Origin of the sequence: Jingyaoa shaoxingensis (assembly GCF_014385005.1) — a bacterium.
GTDB lineage: Bacteria > Bacillota > Clostridia > Lachnospirales > Lachnospiraceae > Marvinbryantia > Marvinbryantia shaoxingensis.
In genome coordinates, this window is record NZ_JACRSZ010000004.1 from 49,391 (window position 1) to 68,605 (window position 19,215).

A 19,215-nucleotide genomic window follows, 5' to 3' on the forward strand; every position below is an offset into this window, starting at 1 on the left:
TATGGAACATACAAAATCAAATAAAAAGATCGTATCACGGATATTTTTATATCTGGTTGTTATCATCATCTGCCTGATTACACTGTATCCGTATTTTGTCACCATCTGTACTGCATTAAAGAGCCGTGCGGAGATCTTCTCCACCTCCGGCACCGTTTTCCCGATCCATGCCATCTGGTCTAACCTGATCGATGTATGGTCCAGGGCACCGATGGCCAGCTACATGCGCAACTCCATTCTGATTGCAGGTGGATCCACACTTCTGGCTATGCTCTGTGGTATTCCTGCTGCATATGCATTGTCCAGAATGAAATTCAAAGGACAGACCGCTTTTCTGGGATTTGTCATTGTCTCCCAGATGTTTGCACCGGTCGTTCTTCTGATCGGTATCTACAAGGTCATGATGTCTCTGCATCTGACCAACAGTATCGTAGGTCTGATCTTTATCAATGCGGCCTTTAACCAGGCATTTGCCATCTGGCTGCTGCGTGGTACTTTTATGAGTATCTCTTCTGAAATGGAACAGGCTGCAACTATTGACGGCTGTAACCGTATACAGGCTCTGATTAAGATCCTGCTTCCTGTTGCCGCACCTGGTATTGTAACTGCACTGATTTTTGTATTTATCAATGCATGGAATGAATATACCGTAGCACTGACACTGATCTCTACAGATACTTTTAAGCCTCTGACCGTTGGTATCAATATCTTCAATGGCTACAATATGATTGAATGGCAGTATCTGTTTGCCGCATCCCTGTATGCTATCGTTCCGGTTGTGATACTGTTTGTCGGTATTGAAAAGAATCTGGTTGGCGGTCTGACATCCGGTGGTGTCAAAGGCTAAGCCTCCTGAAAGGAGTTCTTTATGGATACAAGAAAACCAACAGCCGGATTATCCCAGGCCTGCTATGGCTTTGCGATTGAAGGCACTTATAAAGACTGTGTTCCTTATGGAAACGGTCATATCAACGATACTTATCTCCTGACCTATCAACAGAATGGTCAGGAACATGCTTACATATTACAGCATATGAATAAAACTATCTTCACTGATCCGGAAGCACTGATGGAAAACATCATCGGTGTGACCGGATTCCTGAAGGAAAAGATCATGGCTGCCGGTGGTAATCCACAGAGAGAAACTCTGGATTTTGTCTTTACCGCCGATGGTAAGCCCTATTATAAGGACGGTTTCGGAGAATATTGGCGCACCTACCATTACATTGACCATGTATATGCACTGGATCAGGTAAAGGATCCGGAGGATTTTTACCAGAGTGCTTTGTCATTCGGACGTTTCCAGCAGATGCTGGCTGACTTTCCTGCGGAGACTTTGCATGAAACTATACCGAATTTCCACAATACAGCAGTCCGGTTTGGGAATTTCGAAAAAGCTGTTGCGGAAGATATCTGTGGCCGTGCTGCCGGCATTCAGGATGAAATCCAGTTCGTAAAGCAGCGTTTTGATCTTGCCTGTGCACTGGGTAACCTGCAGGATCAGGGAAAAATTCCTCTGCGCGTTACACACAACGACACCAAGTCCAATAATGTTCTGATTGATGAGGCAACCGGGAAAGGCTTATGCGTCATTGATCTGGATACGGTTATGCCGGGATTGTCTGTGAATGATTTTGGTGATTCCATCCGTTTTGGTGCCAGTACCGCTGCAGAAGATGAAAAGGATCTTTCCAAAGTAAGCTGCAGCATGGAATTATATGAAGCTTATGTGAAAGGTTTTCTGGAAGGATGCGGTGGACGCCTGACGGAAAAAGAGATCCTTTCACTTCCACTTGGTGCCAAAGTCATGACTTATGAATGTGGCATGCGTTTCCTGACGGATTATCTTTCCGGTGATACTTATTTTAAGATTCACCGCCCGGAACACAATCTGGACCGCGCCCGCACTCAGTTCAAACTGGTTGCAGATATGGAAAGCAAATGGGAGCAGATGCAGGCAATTGTACAAAAATACATCGACCAATAGCATTTCACATCTGATATAATTTATACAAAAGTGAACCCGGCAGCAAATGTCCTGTGGTTCACTTTTTGTTACTGTTCACTCCGTGACCAGCAACATGCTTCGCGGAACATTGGCTGTGAACAGTAACCACTTTTTTACTGTTCTGGACAAAGAATAGCTACAGTGTTAGAATAAAAAAGATTGTAAAGATATTAAAGGAGATTATTATGAACAAGCCTACTTTAATTATTATGGCAGCCGGTATGGGCAGCCGATATGGTGGATTAAAACAGATCGATCCTGTAGATGAACAGGGACATATTATCATGGACTTTTCCATTTATGATGCTGTCCGTGCAGGATTTCAGAAGGTCATTTTTGTTATTAAGAAAGAAATCGAAGTTGACTTTAAAGAACGCATTGGAAATCGTATTTCCAAACTGATTGATGTAGAATATGTTTATCAGAATCTGGAGCTTCCGGAAGGATTTACTGTACCGGAAGGACGTGTAAAACCTTTTGGTACTGCACACGCAGTGCTGTGTGCCCTTCCTTATGTGGATGGACCATTCGCCGTTATCAATGCGGATGACTACTATGGAAGCAAGGCTTATCAGTTAATCTATGATTATCTGACCACACATCCAGATGATGAAACTTACCGTTATGCCATGGTAGGTTACATTCTGGAAAATACGCTGACAGAGAACGGCCATGTGGCCAGAGGTGTCTGTGTAACAGATGACAACGGAGTACTTCAGACGATTCATGAACGAACACACATTGAAAAACGCGGTGACATTACTGCTTATACAGAAGATGACGGAGCTACCTGGAATGAGATTCCGAAAGGCAGCATTGTATCCATGAACATGTGGGGCTTCCAGAAGAGTCTGATGGAAGAACTGAAAAAAGGATTCCCTGAATTCTTAAAAGAGAATCTGGAAAAGAATCCTCTGAAATGTGAATATTTCCTTCCTTTTGCAGTGGATGACTTGATCCAGGAAGGTAAAGCCACTGTTCAGGTATTAAAAACCGAAGATAAATGGTACGGAGTTACATACAAAGAGGACAAAGCTTTTGTTGTAAAAGCCATCCAGTCCCTGAAGGATTCCGGACTTTATCCTCAGAAACTCTGGGAGGAGCAGTAAATGAATCAGGAAACCTTAGCTGCAGGCAGACAGGAAGCTATCTCCGGTTTTTCCATCGAAGGAAGCTTTGTAAGCTGTAAGCCATGCGGTCATGGACATATTAACGATACCTATATGATAGAATTTGAGCAGGATGGCGTCATCTGCCACTACTCTCTTCAGCATATGAACCGGGCCGTTTTTACTGACCCGGTTTCCCTTATGGAAAATATTCTTCATGTAACCGACTATCTGAAGAAGCAGATTCTGGCACAGGGCGGGGATCCTCAGAGGGAGACTCTGGATTTTGTGCACGCAAAAACAGGAGAACCTTACTTTATTGACAGTTACGGGGAATACTGGAGAGCTTATCATTTTATTGAAGATGCCTATGCTCTGGAAGAACTCAGTGGTCCGGAAGACTTTTATGAAAGTGCCGTAGCTTTTGGTCATTTTCAGAAAATGCTCGCAGATTTTCCTGCCGACACACTGCATGAAACCATTGCCGGTTTCCACGATACCAGGACACGTTTCACTGCTTTTGAAAAAGCAGTGGAATCAGATGTCTGCGGACGTGCATCCGATGTGCAGAGAGAAATTCAGTTTGTAAAAGACCGCTATGATGTGGCATGTATTCTGGGCAATCTTCTGGCTGACGGTACACTGCCCCTTCGAGTTACCCACAATGATACCAAGTCCAACAACGTCCTGATAGATGAAGCTACCAAAAAAGGCTTATGCGTCATTGATCTGGATACTGTTATGCCGGGTCTTGCCGTCAACGATTTCGGTGATTCTATCCGCTTCGGTGCCAGCACCGGTGCCGAAGATGAAAAGGATCTGTCAAAGATCTCCTGTGATTTGTATCTGTATGATGTGTATGCAAAGGGCTTCATTGAAGGATGTGAGGGGATCCTGACCGATGATGAGATTCGCTGTCTCCCTCTTGGCGCCAAAGTCATGACCTACGAATGCGGTATGCGTTTCCTGACCGATTACCTCTCCGGAGACGTCTATTTTAAAATCGATTATCCAACTCATAATCTGGACCGTGCCCGCACACAGTTCAAACTGGTTGCCGATATGGAAGATAAGTGGGATGAGATGCAGCGGATTGTTCTAAAGTATATCTGATTCTTTATAATTTTTTTCTTTTTATTTAATGGGCTGTTTATGCCCGAATATTGACATTTAATTGCTTTTCACGGTACTATAAATAAAGCATTGTATCTGTTCAGCACCTTCACAGTTGTGTCTGAAATATTGCAAATTATTTATATATTATGGAGAAGCTAATATGTCAAAACTTATTGGAATTGATTTAGGCACTACCAACTCCTGCGTCGCAGTCATGGAGGGTGGAGAAAGTGTCATTATCCCTAATGAAAGCGGCAGCAGAACCACTCCTTCTGTTGTCGCTTTTACCAAAACCGGAGAACGTCTGATTGGACAGACTGCTAAAAGGCAGGCTGTTGTAAACCCAAATCGTACCATCAGCTCAATCAAGCGTCACATGGGCAGCGATTATCATGTAAACATTGATGGGAAGTCCTATTCCCCTCAGGAGATCTCAGCCATGATTCTTCAACAGTTGAAGAACGATGCCTGTGATTATCTTGGTGAAGAAGTCACCGATGCCGTGATTACCGTTCCTGCCTATTTTACAGATGCACAGCGCCAGGCAACCAAAGATGCCGGCACCATTGCAGGGTTGAATGTACAACGTATTATCAACGAACCGACAGCAGCAGCTCTTGCCTATGGAATTGACCGTGAGGAGCCTCAGAAGATCATGGTCTTTGACCTGGGTGGCGGTACCTTTGATGTCTCTATTCTGGATATCAACAGCGGTGTCATTGAAGTTCTTGCCACTGCCGGCAATAATCATCTGGGTGGTGATGATTTTGACCAGGCTCTGGTGGATCATTTTGTTGCAGATCTGAAACGGGAATATAAATGTGATGTCCGTAAGGATATTGCTGTACTGGCGCGTCTGAAGGAAGCTGCCGAGACTGCAAAGATTGATTTAAGCTCCATGACAGAGACATCCGTCAATCTTCCGTTCCTGACCCAGAACAAAAATGGTCCTGTCAATTATGAAACAACCATAACACGCGGACTGTTCGATTATCTGACCTCCCATCTGGTTGCACAGACCATGGATCCGGTGCGCCAGGCACTGTCAGATGCAGGTCTGGCTTCTACAGATATCTCCAAAGTACTTCTGGTGGGCGGTTCCAGCCGTATCCCGGCCGTTCAGGAAGCCATCCGCAAGTTCATGGGAAAAGAGCCATTTAAGGGCATCAACCCGGATGAATGTGTTGCTATGGGTGCATCCCTTCAGGGCGGAGTACTTGCCGGTGAAGTAACCGGTCTCCTGCTTCTGGATGTAACACCGCTTTCCCTTGGTATTGAGACAGTCGGTGGCGTATATTCGAAAATTATCGACCGCAATACTACCATTCCGATTACAAAGAGCCAGATCTACACGACTGCCGCCAGTTTTCAGACTACTGTAGACATCAAAGTATTTCAGGGCGAACGCCAGATGACCAGAGATAACAAGCTGATCGGAGAATTCCACCTGAAGGGTATCAAACGTGCTATGCGCGGTGTTCCGCAGATTGAAGTCACTTTTGCCATTGATGCCAATGGTATTGTTAATGTCTCAGCCAGGGATCTGGGAACCGGTAAGAGTCAGGACATCACCATCACTGCCTCTTCCAACTTAAGTAAAGAAGAAATCGACCGTGCCGTCTATGAGGCTCAGATGTACGAAGAGGAAGATCAGAAGCGCCGGGAAGCAGCCGGGAAGAAAAAACGTCCATGGCGCCAAAAGAAAGAATAAGGAGTTTTTATGTTCGGATATATATTAGCTAATATGGAACAACTGTCTCCGGAAGACCGATATCGTTATCAATCCTATTACTGTGGGCTGTGCAGAGCGTTGGGAAACAGGCGCAATCCACTTTGCAGAATGACGCTTTCTTACGATATAACTTTCCTTGCCCTGTTTTTATCTGCTGTATATGATGCTCCTGAGTCTCTCCACAGTCAAAAATGCCGTGTTCATCCTCTGAAAAAGCAGGAATATCTGAAAAGCGAGATTCTGGATTACGCAGCGAACATGAATATCTATCTTGCCTACTATAATATGTTAGATGACTGGAATGATGACAAGAATCTCCTGTCTCTTGGAGAGGCACGGCTCTTCGAAAAAGAATGTAAAAAAGTTGAGCAGAATTTTCCTAGGCAGTGCAGGGTTATCCGTGAGAAGCTGGATGAACTTTCCAGAATTGAAAAAGCCAATGTTCTGATACCAGATATCCCGGCAAACTGTTTCGGTGATCTGATGGGCGAACTTTTTGTTCCATTTGAAGATTCTCTGGATGAACGTCTGCGTGCCTTTGGTAAAGCACTGGGAAAATACATCTATATTTTAGATGCCTGCATGGATTTAAAAAAAGATTTAAAAAAACAGAGCTATAATCCACTTGTCATCTGTCAAAAAAAGGAATTTGATGATATACTGCATATGTTGATGTCTGATGTAGTATCATCTTATCAGGCTCTGAATTTTCAAAAAGACCGTGCAATTATTGAAAACATCCTTTTTTCTGGTGTTCTCATTAAGTACGAATTATACAAAAAGAGGGGTGTAAAGAAAAAATGACACAGGATCCTTATGAGGTACTTGGCGTACCACGTGGTGCCTCTGAAGAGGAAGTCACAAAAGCATATCGTAAGCTGGCAAAGAAATACCATCCTGACCTGAATCCGGGCGACGAAGCTGCAGCGCAGAAAATGAGTGAAATCAATGCCGCTTATAATCAGATAAAAAACGGAACAGCCGGCAGTTCTTCTTATGGAAGCAGTTCCTCCTACGGAGGGTCTTCCTATGGTGGAAGTTCCTATGGCGGGTCTTCTTACGGTGGAAGTTCTTACGGAGGCGGTTCCTATGGCAATGGCAGCGGCTCTTATGGTGATGATCCGTTTGCCAGCTTCTGGGAAGCCTTTGGTGGATTTGGAGGCTATCAGCAGCAAAACTCCGGTTCCGGTCAGCCTTCTCCATATGATACGGTTCGGCATTATATCCGCAATCACTGTTATGAAGAAGCTCTTCATGTACTGAGTACCATATCCAATAAGAGTGCAGAATGGTATTTCCTCAGTGCCATCGCCAACTATAATACCGGCAATCAGGTTACTGCCCTGTCCCACATCAAGACAGCCGTTCAGATGGAACCGAATAATGCCCAGTATCGTCAGTTACTAAACCAGATGCAGTCCGGTGGACGGGTCTTCACAGAACAGAGTCAGACCTTTGGACGTACCTTCCATTCCACACATAGCTGCTGCTGGTATTACATTGTTATTAACCTGTTCTGTATGCTGTGTGGCGGCGGTGGATGCTGTGGTTTCCGTAACTATGGTTACTACAATACCACACCGAACAACAGTTATTACTACAATGTACCAGATAATAGTTCCTCACATTCCGGTGTCGGGGAATCTGCAATGGGCAATCCGGCTCAGATTGATCCGGAAGAATATTTGTAAGGAGGATTCGTTATATTATGAATAAATTAAGAGATGCTTTGAATCGCTTTCTTCAGGGACGTTACGGCATGGATCAGCTTGGTCAGGCACTGTTTTTCGCCTATCTTGCTTTTTTCGTGCTAAACCTTGTAACCAGAAGCAGCATTTTCTATACACTGGGGCTGATCGTCGTACTCTTTTTCCTGTACCGCTGCCTGTCCAGAAACTTTGAGGCCAGACAAAAAGAGAATAACTATTACATGGATCAGTACAACAAAGCAGCCCGCTTCTTCCGTCTTCAGAAAAGAAAATGGCAGGACCGCAACACTCACGTATACCGCAAGTGCCCGTACTGCCATACAACCATCCGTCTTCCAAAAGTAAAAGGAAAACATGTCACCAACTGTCCAAAGTGCCATAAAGACTTTGAAGTGAAGGTGTGACATTTATTTTTTATAGAAACTATTGTCATCAATTATCGAAAAATTTGTTATAAAGTAGTCGGAGGAGGAATGGGATGGATCGTACAGATATTGAACTTTTCTTATCCATAGTTGAGCATAACAGTATATCAAAAGCTGCAGAAATTTTACATTTCTCTCAGTCTACTGTCAGTTATCGTTTAAAATGTCTTGAAAAGGAATTAAATATTTCTCTGTTTTACAGAAGAAAAGGGCAGCGCACTTCTGCCCTTACCAAACAAGGTGAACTTTTTATTCCTATTGCGAAACAATGGCAGGAATTGTACAAAAATACAGAAGAAATTCAACACTATCCAAACCAGCTTCTTGATGTTGCAGCTATTTCAAGTGTCAGTGCCAGTGTTCTTGGAGATGTATATGAAACTGTAACATCTGATGCAATAAAAATGTGTCTTCATATACAAACTGCTTATTCCAATGTTATTTATAATCTTGTGGAAAAAAATAAAGTCGATATCGGTTTTGTCGCTGAACCAGAAAACAGAAGAAATGTCCTGACTATACCAGTGTTTTCTGAAAAATACTATGTTGTACGAAAAACCCGTTATCCAAAGGCAATGGGTACTGTATATCTGGAAGATCTCCAACCTGATAAAGAGATCTTTATGGACTGGAATAAAGAATATGAAAATTGGCATAAAGAAAAATGGGGGAACATTGCCAGTTATCATGTATGGGTTGATCATTTTCCTTTACTACAGCGCTTTTTGCGAGATGAACAGTTCTGGGCAATCATTCCAGGCAGTCTTCTACCAAGAATTTATGAAAATATGCAAACTGTTCAAGTGGACAATTTAGAGGGGGATATTCCTACTGACCGAACTATCTATATGATTAAAAATATCAATCCGAGGGAAAATAGACTGTCAACAATTGTAAATTTTGAGAAAACATTAAAAGACTGTCTCATCAGAATTCCAGATGTAAATGTATTATTATGAAAACAATTTCATAATTTTTTTAATAGGTCCTAACAAAATTCTAAATTTTATTAGGGCTTATTTTTATGCTATAGTTGAAACACAAAAGAGAAAGAGATTGGCCAGTCTGTAAGTCTTTGAGTAAGAAAAATATAGTAAGGAGGTTATTATGACATTCACCATTGAAGAAGGGTTATTTACAGTAAATTTAACAGCAATATCCACTGTAGCCCTTGCACTTTTAATGTTGCTTGTCGGACAGGCTATAAAGAATCGAAGTAATTTTTTAAAAAAATACTGTATTCCAGCGCCTGTTATTGGTGGCATTATTTTTTCATTGTTAAACCTTATTGTCCACGAATTTCATATTATGCAATTTACAATGGACACATCTTATCAATCAGATATGCAGAATCTGTTTTTCACCTGTGTAGGATTTGGCATCACATTTGGCTTAATGAAAAAAGGTGGATCCCGGCTGATTAAATACTTTATTATGGCTGCAATTCTTGCTGTATTACAAGGCGGTGTGGGGGTTCTTACTGCAACTGCTGTTGGTGCACAAAAATGGCTTGGACTTATGTGCGGACCAGCTGCACTCTCTGGTGGACATGGAAATGCTGCTGCATATGGCAGTATTCTTGACGGTATGGGATATAACGCATCTATTGTCGGGCTGGCAGCTGCTACCTTTGGTCTTGTAAGCGGAGGATTTTTTGGTGGTCCACTTGCTGAAAGACTGATCCGAAAAAAAGGTCTTGTTAAAAAACTGAATACTAACGAGGAATTACTTGCCGAAAAATATGGCAACGAAGCTTCTGGTACTTCTAATCATCCAGTTACTGCACACGAATTGTTTAAACATGTCACACTACTTGCTACATTACTGGCGCTTGGCATCTTTATTAAAAGTTTGTTTAAGGATTATTTAAATATCTCTATCCCTGCATATGCAGGTTCTGCACTACTTGCATGTATTGTAGCTAATGTGAATACTAAAACCGGATGGATTAAAACAGATGAACGTATTATGACAACTATCCAGGATTTTACATTAGGAATCTTTCTTTCCATTGCAATGATCTCTCTCCAGTTATGGCAGCTCGTTGATCTTGCAATTCCAATGATTATTATTCTTTGTGTAAATCTGATAGTCACTTTGCTGTACCTGTACTTTATTACTTTCCGTGTATGTGGAAAAGATTTCGATGCTGCAATTATGTGTGCCGGAATGGCAGGACACGGACTGGGGGCATCACCTACCGGTTTCGCAAATATGGACAGTGTAACCCAAAAATATGGAGAAAGTAAAATTTCTTATCTTTGCGTTACTGTTGTCGGTGGTATTTTAATGGATTGGGTTCTGTTAGTACTGAATACCTTTATGGTATCCATGTTTGGTTAGGGAGGTATACAACATGAATAAATATAAAATTGCCATACCAGAAATGCCCATCGAGAGATCAGAATTACCAGAACGTATTTTGGAAAAATGTGACGTAATAGAAGGGATCAAAGGGCAGCGAGGTGATAATGATGTTCTTCTATCCATGATCCCAGATGCAGATGCTATTATTTTCAACTCCAGTAATTCCATTACGGCTGAATTAATGCAACAGGGGAAAAAATTAAAAGTAGCTTTTAAATCCGGCGCATGGCCAGAAAATATTGATTTTGATTATGCGAAAAATCACAATATTGCAGTTGGATGGACACCTGCCGCCAATGCGCAGTCTGTTGCTGAATATACCGTATTAATGATACTGGTTTCGCAGAAAAAATACATACATGCCATAAATTCTATGACTAGCGGTGCCTGGAGAAATCAGTCTCATATTGGCAGAGATATATTTGGTCAAACTGTAGGTATTGTGGGTATTGGTGGAATTGGTCTCAGAGTTGCAAAAATATTACAGGCAATGGGGGCAGACATCATAGCTTTTGATCCATTTGCAAAAGAAGAGGTATTTCGTGATAATCACATTTCAAATGTATCTTTTGACAATCTGTTAATGCAGTCCGACATCATCAGCATTCATTGCCTTTTAACAGATGAAACTAAGAAAATGTTTAACGAACAAACATTTAAAAAAATGAAACCATCCGCAATACTGGTAAATAGTGCCCGAGGCGGAATGATTGATGAAGAAGCTTTATATCACGCTCTTACAACAGATGAATTACAAATGGCTGTCTTGGATGTCTATGGAGAAGAACCGCTTCCAATGAATCATCCATTAAGAACACTTGATAATGTTCTGCTCACCCCTCATGTAGCTGCCAGAACTAAAGAAGCTGCCTATCGAGAATGTGTCTGGGCCATTGAAGGATGTCTCGATTACTTAGAAGGAAATAAAATAAATAATGCAGTAATTGTATTACCAGAAAAAAACTGATTGGAGGAAATATCTATGTACTATCCTGAAGGAATTTTATCATCTATGGTAACTTGTTTTGATGAAAAAGGAAATGTAAATCTTGAACGTCTGGGAGAAACAATTGAATTTCAGAAAAAAGCCAGTGTAAAATCTCTTTGTGTTCTTGGTGGTACCGGTGAAGCAGCTTCCATGACTCCCGAAGAGCGTCATGCAGTTATGGAAGAAACCATGAAACATAGCAATGGACTTCATATTGTTTTTGGTGCTCTTGCAGGAAAAGTATCCGATGTAAAAGCCGATATAGAAAAAGCCAAGGAATTAGGTGCCGATGCTGCAATGGTTATGGCTATGCCGTTTGTAAGACCATCTGAATATGATGTGGAAGTTCTTGTAAAGGAATATGCATCTATTGGTTTACCAATTGTAGTATTCAACACACCTAGCAGATCTGCTTTCAGTATGTCCGCCTCACTCGTAAAGCGCCTTTCTGAAATACCAGGCGTCGTAGGCATTAAGGAATCTTCAGGCAACATGACTTTTGCACAGGATATTCGTGTAGCATGCCCTCATCCTTTTTCACTTTTAACCGGTAGCGATGATTTATATTTTGAAACACGCATTATTGGAGGTGATGGTGGCATTCTTGCAGCCGCAGCTGTTATACCAGAGGTTTGTATGGCTTTGGATACTGCTATTAAGCGCAACGACATTGAAACAGCCAGAAAATGCCATTATGCTGTAAAAATTATCAATGATGTCCTTTATACTGCTTCGCATCCGGTTCCATTAAAACTGGCTATGGAAGCACGCGGATTAAAAGTTGGAAAATGCAGACCTCCATTCAGTATCATCTCCAAAGAGCATGAAGAACAAGTTTATGCCGCATTAAAAGAAATCAGAGAAACCATGAATGGAATCGTTACTTTTGTTGAAGAATATCCTATGCCTTAAAAGGAGATGATTTGCATATGTTAAAAATTTATACCGAAAAAGCACCTGCTGCCATAGGTCCTTACTCTCAGGGGTATGCAGTAAATAACTTTATTTTCACTTCCGGTCAGATACCTGTAAATCCTGAAACTAACCAGATTCCAGATGATATTTCTGCACAAGCTGAAAACAGTTGTAAAAATGTAGGTGCCATTCTTGATGCCGCAGGAAGCTGTTTTGAAAAGGTAATAAAGACAACATGTTATCTTGCTGATATGAATGATTTTGCTGCTTTTAACAAAGTATATGAAACATATTTTGTTTCTAATCCTGCCAGGAGTTGTGTTGCAGTAAAAGAATTACCAAAAGGTGTATTGTGTGAAATCGAAGCGATTGCCATAAAATGATTGTACGATACTCACTTTCCTTTATTCGATAAAGTATCGTCATTGAGGATCCTGCCACGGCATTGGGCGTGGCATACAAGGCAAGTGTATTTCATGTAAATCATGGAATACAAATACTTTACAATGCGTGAATGTCTATGGTTTATGACAAGCAGATCTTTTGCAGTTTTGCGTTAAGCGAGCCTTGAGAAAATGCCCGCCCGCGAGCGTCTTGTCTGAGCGAAGCGAGTTAAAGCGAAGGGCGGTAACAGGCATTCGAAAGGCGAGTAGCAAAACAAATATGAGCTGCGGTCATAACCATAGACAGTACGCATGCAAAAAGGCAGCATTCCATGATTACATGAAACCACTGCCTTGGGGAGTAAATTAGAATGGATTATAGAACCTGCTTCCATTCCGGAAGGTGAGTATCAGTGCCCCCACACTGAATACCACCAGGAAGACCATGACTGCATAATCTGCAGCTTTCAACGGTCTTTCGGAATACCAGGTTCTTTTTTTGTGCAGTCCAAACCGTCTCAGTTCCATGGCATTGCTGATGGTATCGATTCGCTCCATACCGGTAAAAATCAACGGCAGCAAAATAGTTGCTGTATTTTTGATTCTGGAAAACAAGGATGCCTTACTGGACATCTCGATTCCTCTGGCTGCCTGTGCGTTCTTGATTCTGGTAAAATCTTCCTGCACATCCGGAATGTAGCGCAGTGCAATTGCCACAGAATATCCTACATGATACGGTATTCCAATCCTGTTTAATGAGGCTGCAAACTCACTTGGGTTCGTCGTACAGATAAACATCAGCACTGCAGGAGCCACTGTGAAATACTTGATCATGATATTGAATTCATAAAATAACTGTTCCTTTGTCATTGCGTAGCTGCCAAACAAATGGCAAATCTCCGTTCTTGTTCCATAGATCTTACTACCCTGATACGGTGAAAAAAAGAAGATCACAATCAGATTCAGGCACAAAAACAATAAAATGAATTTGAATACAGTTCCCACCTGTTTCCAGCTGATCTCTGACATCTTAAAAATCACAACGCTAAACAGCAGCATGACCAGAAGTACTCTGGTATCATACGTAATCATACTGACTATGGACCACAGCAGAAAGAACAGCAGCTTTGTGACACCTGTCAGTTCGTCAATCCAGGTGTTTTTCTGTTCATATTTCAGAATTCTGGACATGTTCTCTCTCCTTCCTGTCATACTGAATAAAACGCTCTACGAATCCTGACGCATCTGTTATTCCACATTTTACGGCAAGATCATACAGGGATGTTTTTTTCAGATTCGCCTGCTCTGCCAGATGCTCATCCGTCAGGATCGCAGCCGGAGTGTCATCTGTCAGAATCTGACCATCTGCCAGCACAATGGCACGGTCTGTGTACTCCAGCATCAGATGCATATCATGAGTAATCATCATAATCGTAATACCGGATTCCTGATTTAATTTTTTCAGGAATTCCATAATCTCTGTGTAATGACGGTAATCCTGTCCTGCCGTCGGCTCATCGAGAATGATCATCTCCGGTTCCATTACCAGAATGGAAGCTATGGTCACTCTCTTTTTTTGTCCGAAGCTTAAAGCAGACACCGGCCAGTTCCGCATCTCATACAGTCCACAGATCTTCAGTGCATGATGTACCCTTTCTTTTATCTCCTCTTCCGGTACCTGACGGATCACCAGTCCCAGAGCTACCTCATCAAAAATCATAGCTTTGGAAATCATCTGATTCGGACTCTGCATCACGAATCCGATCTTTTCGCCCCGTTCTTTGATGCTCCAGTTCTTCATATCGAAGCCTCGATAACAGATGCTGCCATCCGCCGTCTGCAGGAATCCGCAGATCAGACTGGACAGGGTAGATTTTCCTGCGCCGTTCTTTCCGACAATACTCAGCATTTCTCCCTTTTTTACCTTCAAACTGACATTTCGCAGTACTTGTTGTCCTTCGGTATACCCGAAAGATACATTTTTCACTTCCAGAAGTTCTTCTGTATCTGTCTGACGCGGTACCCATGCGGTCTTCTGATACCACTGCCGCGCCTTTTCTTCCATACCGGCAAGATCAAAGCTTTCCACATGCTGTGGTTTGCGCTCTTCTGTTACAGGTATTCCCATATATTTACATGCAGTCAAATACAACGGCTCCCGGATTCCTTCCTGTTCCAGCACAGAAGCTGCCAGAAGTGCATCCGGTGTCATATCTGCCACAATTTTTCCATCTCCAACTACTACAATCCGGTCTACATCCCGGTAGAGCACATCTTCCAGACGATGCTCAATGATAACGATTGTTGTATGATCATTTTTCTGAATACGGTCAATCAGACCTATCGTGCGTTTTCCACTGGCAGGATCCAGATTCGCCAGCGGCTCGTCAAATAACAGAATCTCCACCCGGTCAATCATCACTCCTGCCATGGAGACTCTCTGCTTCTGTCCTCCTGACAGTTCTCCCGGGGCATGATCCAGAAGCTTTTCCAGATCCAGTTCTCTTGCGGTCTCATTTACCCGCTGCACCATCTCTTTCTGATCTGTACACTCATTTTCCAGTGAGAACGCAATATCTTCTGCAACTGTCAGCCCAATAAACTGTCCATCTGTATCCTGTAATACCGTTCCCACCAGCTTGGACATTCCGAAAATGCCCTCTTCTTTCGGATCTTTTCCTTTAATCTTCAGTGATCCGCTGCTTTCTCCCGGATACGAAAAAGGCACCAGCCCATTGAGACAATGAGCCAGTGTCGATTTCCCGGAACCGGACGGACCTACAATGAGAACCTTTTCACCTGGATAGATCTTCAGATTGATTTCCTTTAAGGTAGGCTCCTTCTGAGCCCTGTATTTAAATGAATAATCGCAAAATTCTATAATCGGTTCCATATTTTATATTCCTAATCTTCTTTTGACAGGCTGGATGACTTGCCGCCAATCTTTGCATAACCCAATGCCAGCAGGGTTCCCAGAATTCCCACTACAATGATATTGCCGAGGAATGCGAAAAATCCCTGAACAAACACTTTCTTTGCCGGCTCTGCATAGATTAAAATATCCAGCAATGGTGCTACAACGATCCATGCAAGGGCATTGCCAATGATCTGAATGACATTAAAACGGATGGCTTCTTTCTTTGCAAATCCACCTTCTTTGATGGAGAAATAAGATGAAAATAAGCCCACAATGATGCCAAACAGTGCATCTGGGAATACCCAGCTCCACCATACGCTTCCATAAAACAAAGCATCACCAAGAGCATGTCCCAGGAGCCCCATGATGCCACCAACTACCGGTCCAAATACTGCCGCAAAAAATGCCAGAAGTGCGGCTCTTGGCTGCAGTGCAGTGTTCGGAATAAATCCCAGCGGAATCTGCACAGTGGTCAGTACCACAAACAACGCAGTTCCAATACCTGTTGCAACTACCTCTTTGATGCCAAACTTTGATTTCATAACAACGATCTCCTCCTTTTTATACTTTAAATCAATGCTACTATAGCAAATTTTTATTCAAAATACAACCTTACCTGTGGTATTCTTGAATTGACTTCTGCCTTTTTCCGGTAGTATACTGTTGAGGTAATTTCTCCTGTTTTAGCGGGATATTTTTTTAGAAAGTGTGATAAGATATGACTGAGACAAAAAATGATAATTATGTAAAAGGCATCCTGTTTATTCTGCTGGCTGCCCTTGGATTCGGATTTATGAGCTTTTTCGTCCGTCTCTCCGGTGATCTGCCTTCTGTGGAAAAGAGCTTTTTCCGGAATCTGGTTGCCGCCATCTTCGCTGCCGGAGTGCTGATCCGTGATAAAGTACCGCTTACTGTCAAAAAAGAATGCCGTTTTCCATTGTTTATCCGCTGTGCATGCGGAACAACCGGTATTCTGTGTAACTTTTATGCGATTGATCATCTGCTGCTTGCCAATGCAAATATCTTAAACAAACTGTCTCCGTTTTTTGCCATTATCTTTTCCTACTTTATTTTAAAAGAAAAGATTAAACCGATTCAGTTCTTCTGCCTGATCCTTGCCTTTTTCGGATGTCTGTGTATTGTAAAGCCGGGATTTCAGAATGTAGAACTGTTTCCTGCCCTGATGGGCGTCCTGGGTGGCTTAGGTGCCGGTATTGCCTATACTATGGTACGCAAAATGGGTATGTATGATATGAAGGGACCTGTGATTGTATTTTATTTTTCCGCCTTCTCCACCCTGATCGTCATTCCGTGGATCGCCACTCATTTTGTAATGCCTACACCGAAACAAATTTTGATCCTGATCGGGGCAGGACTGGGCGCTGCCTGTGGTCAGTTCTCCATTACTGCAGCATACAAATGTGCTCCGGCAAGGGAGATCTCCATCTACGACTACAGCCAGATCATCTTCACAGCAATCCTTGGATTTCTGTTCTTTGGAGAGATCCCGGATGTACTCAGTTTCCTGGGCTATGTTCTGATTATCGGAGCATCCCTGTTCATGTTCCTGTATAACAAACGGCATACCACACAAGAATAGACGTATATATCAACTTTTAAAAGCCTGCCGTTTTTCTGCCGACAGGCTTTTCTGTTATGCTTCTTTGATATCTTCCTGCATTTCCCGCATCAGTTTTCTGAAGCTTTTGTATTAAACATTCACCAGTATCACACTTGCAATTGCCATGACAAGTGCGATTACTGTATTTTTGTTTACCTCTTCCTTAAACATCACTTTTCCGATGACAGCCGCAAAAATCATATTTCCTGCTGCTGTGGTTGGTGCTACAATATTGGCGCTGACTGCCGTATAGCTTTTCAGCATAAACAGTGTAGTGAAAATATTCGATAATCCGATAAATATTCCCACAGAAAAATCATTTTTTCCGCATTTCCATGGTATTTTTCCTTTTGCCAGGAGCACCACTGCCGCCAATACTGCAGCCAGAAAGAAAACTGCCGTTAAGAACAATACTTCCGTTTCTCCTGAAAAATATTTTCCGTATACAATATTCAGTAAAGATACCATTCCACTGGTGAAAGTCAGACTAAACAGCATCCAGAGATTCTCACTCTTTACATGCTTCATGTCTTTTAACATAAACATCAGGCTTCCAACGAGAATCACCATTCCAATAATCTGCCATATATCCGGAAGATCTTTCCAGATTACTGCTGACAGCAGTATACACGGCAAAAAACCAATTCTGCCAAAGAATGTGGTACTGTTAATACCGTTCTTATCTGTGCTGGCATTATTTTCTGAAAGGTTGCTGAACATAAAAAGCATCAATGCTATGGCAAGCAGGATCATCGAACCATTTTTCAGGTCTGTTATTCTGCCTTTCTGACCAAGTAACCAGTATAACGCCATGCCCAGCAATGCGGTCAGGTAATTGAAAAACACAATATAATCCTGATCTGTCTTCTTGATGCTGGCCAGTTTAAAACCATAAGAAATTCCACAACTGCCAAGTAAAGTTAATAATAAATAGATCATCTGCTTAACATTTCTTTCATCATATCAAAGAATATTTCTTTATTTGCTTTCATGGCAAACCGTACGGGAAATTCTGCTTCTGCATTCATACGATCATCTATGATAAGCGCACCATCCCCGGCACCTCCGTTAATATCAATATCAAATGCTTTTGTTTCCCACGTTTCTATTACTTTATCATCCAGTAAACTTGCCACTGCCAATGCATCATGAATCGCATCTGAATATCCATTTCCTGCTTTCATTTTCTCTAAAGCATCAATTCTCTGACGTATCAGACTTGCTGCAAACACTGCCGCTGCTTTTCCAGTTGCTTCCAGCTCTGCAGCATCATCCAGTGATATTTCAGCTGAATGGGTCGCATTCAATGGTATTACATCACATGGTATTCCACTTTCCAACACAATTTTTGCAGCTTCCGGATCATGATAAAAATTGGCTTCTGCACAAGGTGTAATATTTCCTTTATGCACTCCTCCACCCATGATTACAATCTTTTCAATATGATCTTTCATTTCTGGACACATTCTCAGTGCCATTCCCAGATTCGTTAACGGTCCAACCGAAATCAGCGTTATTTTTTCTTTGCTCTCTTTTACTGTATTCACAAGAAATGAGCAGGCATGTTCATCCTGTTCTTTTTCCCGTGGTTCCGGTAATGGAAAACTGGATGGATGAACTGTATATTCTTCCCCATCCAGTGTAATGCTAATTCCATCTTTATCCAATGCTGCATTTCTCTGCCTGGTAAGATATCTCACCATCGCTTGAGGACATCCACGGTATACCGGAATTCTCTTTCCAAGAAGTTCCAATACTTTTAGTGTATTTTCTACACAATCCTCTACTGGTCTGTTTCCCCATGTTACGGTAATTCCAAGAATATCCAGTTTTCCGGATAATACAGCCATCATAATTGCTATGGCATCATCTGATCCGGTATCCACATCAAGAATTACTTTTTTCATACTTTTCTCCTTTCTGCT

At 42.1% G+C, this 19,215-nt stretch carries 18 protein-coding genes and 1 pseudogene; 14 read left to right on the plus strand and 5 right to left on the minus strand.

From position 1 onward, the window contains the following. Position 1: 1 nt before the first annotated feature. The 13 genes and pseudogenes from H8716_RS05680 to H8716_RS05740 all read left to right on the plus strand — a co-directional run bounded on the left by H8716_RS05680 (position 2) and on the right by H8716_RS05740 (position 12,752). The gene (locus H8716_RS05680) at positions 2–847 is read left to right on the plus strand and encodes a carbohydrate ABC transporter permease (RefSeq protein ID WP_249307610.1); all 846 of its coding nucleotides are present in this window, start codon (positions 2–4) and stop codon (positions 845–847) included. Between the two features lie 21 nt (positions 848–868). Beyond that, on the plus strand, positions 869–1,987 hold the full coding sequence (locus H8716_RS05685; RefSeq protein ID WP_249307611.1) for a phosphotransferase enzyme family protein: 1,119 nt from the start codon (positions 869–871) through the stop codon (positions 1,985–1,987). Between the two features lie 206 nt (positions 1,988–2,193). Next, complete coding sequence (locus tag H8716_RS05690) at positions 2,194–3,117, plus strand: nucleotidyltransferase family protein (RefSeq protein ID WP_249307612.1); 924 nt, start codon at positions 2,194–2,196, stop codon at positions 3,115–3,117. Next, positions 3,118–4,230 carry a phosphotransferase enzyme family protein gene (locus H8716_RS05695; protein WP_249307613.1) on the plus strand — a complete coding sequence of 371 codons (1,113 nt, stop codon included), beginning with the start codon at positions 3,118–3,120 and terminating at the stop codon, positions 4,228–4,230. It abuts the gene before it with no gap. A gap of 163 nt (positions 4,231–4,393) precedes the next feature. Beyond that, positions 4,394–5,902, plus strand: a pseudogene (gene dnaK / locus H8716_RS05700) (molecular chaperone DnaK); the annotation flags it as partial. A 51-nt stretch (positions 5,903–5,953) separates the two neighbouring features. Then, on the plus strand, positions 5,954–6,769 hold the full coding sequence (locus H8716_RS05705) for a DUF5685 family protein (RefSeq protein WP_249307614.1): 816 nt from the start codon (positions 5,954–5,956) through the stop codon (positions 6,767–6,769). Then, entirely contained in the window at positions 6,766–7,656 is an 891-nt protein-coding gene (locus tag H8716_RS17595; protein ID WP_283242988.1) for a DnaJ domain-containing protein, read from the plus strand. The genes H8716_RS05705 and H8716_RS17595 overlap by 4 nt, the downstream gene beginning before the upstream one ends. 17 nt (positions 7,657–7,673) lie before the next feature. After that, positions 7,674–8,078, plus strand: a complete 405-nt coding sequence (locus H8716_RS05715) for a hypothetical protein (protein WP_249307615.1) — start codon at positions 7,674–7,676, stop codon at positions 8,076–8,078. Positions 8,079–8,152: 74 nt separating this feature from the next. Continuing rightward, positions 8,153–9,058, plus strand: coding sequence for a LysR family transcriptional regulator (locus H8716_RS05720; RefSeq protein ID WP_249307616.1), 906 nt, complete (start codon positions 8,153–8,155; stop codon positions 9,056–9,058). Positions 9,059–9,206: 148 nt separating this feature from the next. After that, positions 9,207–10,442, plus strand: coding sequence for a sodium/glutamate symporter (locus tag H8716_RS05725; protein ID WP_249307617.1), 1,236 nt, complete (start codon positions 9,207–9,209; stop codon positions 10,440–10,442). Positions 10,443–10,455: 13 nt separating this feature from the next. Next, positions 10,456–11,433 (plus strand): NAD(P)-dependent oxidoreductase, encoded by a 978-nt coding sequence (locus H8716_RS05730; protein ID WP_249307618.1) that lies wholly within the window; start codon positions 10,456–10,458, stop codon positions 11,431–11,433. Positions 11,434–11,448: 15 nt separating this feature from the next. Then, positions 11,449–12,366, plus strand: a complete 918-nt coding sequence (locus tag H8716_RS05735) for a dihydrodipicolinate synthase family protein (RefSeq protein WP_249307619.1) — start codon at positions 11,449–11,451, stop codon at positions 12,364–12,366. Positions 12,367–12,383: 17 nt separating this feature from the next. Beyond that, complete coding sequence (locus H8716_RS05740) at positions 12,384–12,752, plus strand: RidA family protein (RefSeq protein ID WP_249307620.1); 369 nt, start codon at positions 12,384–12,386, stop codon at positions 12,750–12,752. A 366-nt stretch (positions 12,753–13,118) separates the two neighbouring features. On the opposite strand, the gene H8716_RS05745 is transcribed toward H8716_RS05740, so the two are convergent. Genes H8716_RS05745 through H8716_RS05755 form a run of 3 tightly spaced genes read right to left on the minus strand, consistent with a single transcriptional unit; the run spans position 13,119 to position 16,211 of the window. Continuing rightward, complete coding sequence (locus H8716_RS05745) at positions 13,119–13,943, minus strand: energy-coupling factor transporter transmembrane component T family protein (protein ID WP_249307621.1); 825 nt, start codon at positions 13,941–13,943, stop codon at positions 13,119–13,121. Then, positions 13,921–15,645, minus strand: coding sequence for an ABC transporter ATP-binding protein (locus H8716_RS05750; protein ID WP_249307622.1), 1,725 nt, complete (start codon positions 15,643–15,645; stop codon positions 13,921–13,923). Before H8716_RS05750 ends, H8716_RS05745 begins: the two co-directional genes overlap by 23 nt. A gap of 11 nt (positions 15,646–15,656) precedes the next feature. Next, a complete protein-coding gene (locus H8716_RS05755) occupies positions 15,657–16,211 on the minus strand; it encodes an ECF-type riboflavin transporter substrate-binding protein (RefSeq protein ID WP_249307623.1) in 555 nt (184 codons plus the stop codon). Positions 16,212–16,387: 176 nt separating this feature from the next. Between H8716_RS05755 and H8716_RS05760 the strand changes: the two genes are divergently transcribed. Continuing rightward, positions 16,388–17,269 (plus strand): DMT family transporter, encoded by an 882-nt coding sequence (locus H8716_RS05760; protein ID WP_249307624.1) that lies wholly within the window; start codon positions 16,388–16,390, stop codon positions 17,267–17,269. A 111-nt stretch (positions 17,270–17,380) separates the two neighbouring features. Here H8716_RS05760 and H8716_RS05765 read toward each other — a convergent pair whose 3' ends face one another. Continuing rightward, on the minus strand, positions 17,381–18,229 hold the full coding sequence (locus H8716_RS05765; protein WP_249307625.1) for a DMT family transporter: 849 nt from the start codon (positions 18,227–18,229) through the stop codon (positions 17,381–17,383). Continuing rightward, complete coding sequence (locus H8716_RS05770; RefSeq protein ID WP_249307626.1) at positions 18,226–19,197, minus strand: nucleoside hydrolase; 972 nt, start codon at positions 19,195–19,197, stop codon at positions 18,226–18,228. Before H8716_RS05770 ends, H8716_RS05765 begins: the two co-directional genes overlap by 4 nt. Positions 19,198–19,215: the final 18 nt, after the last annotated feature.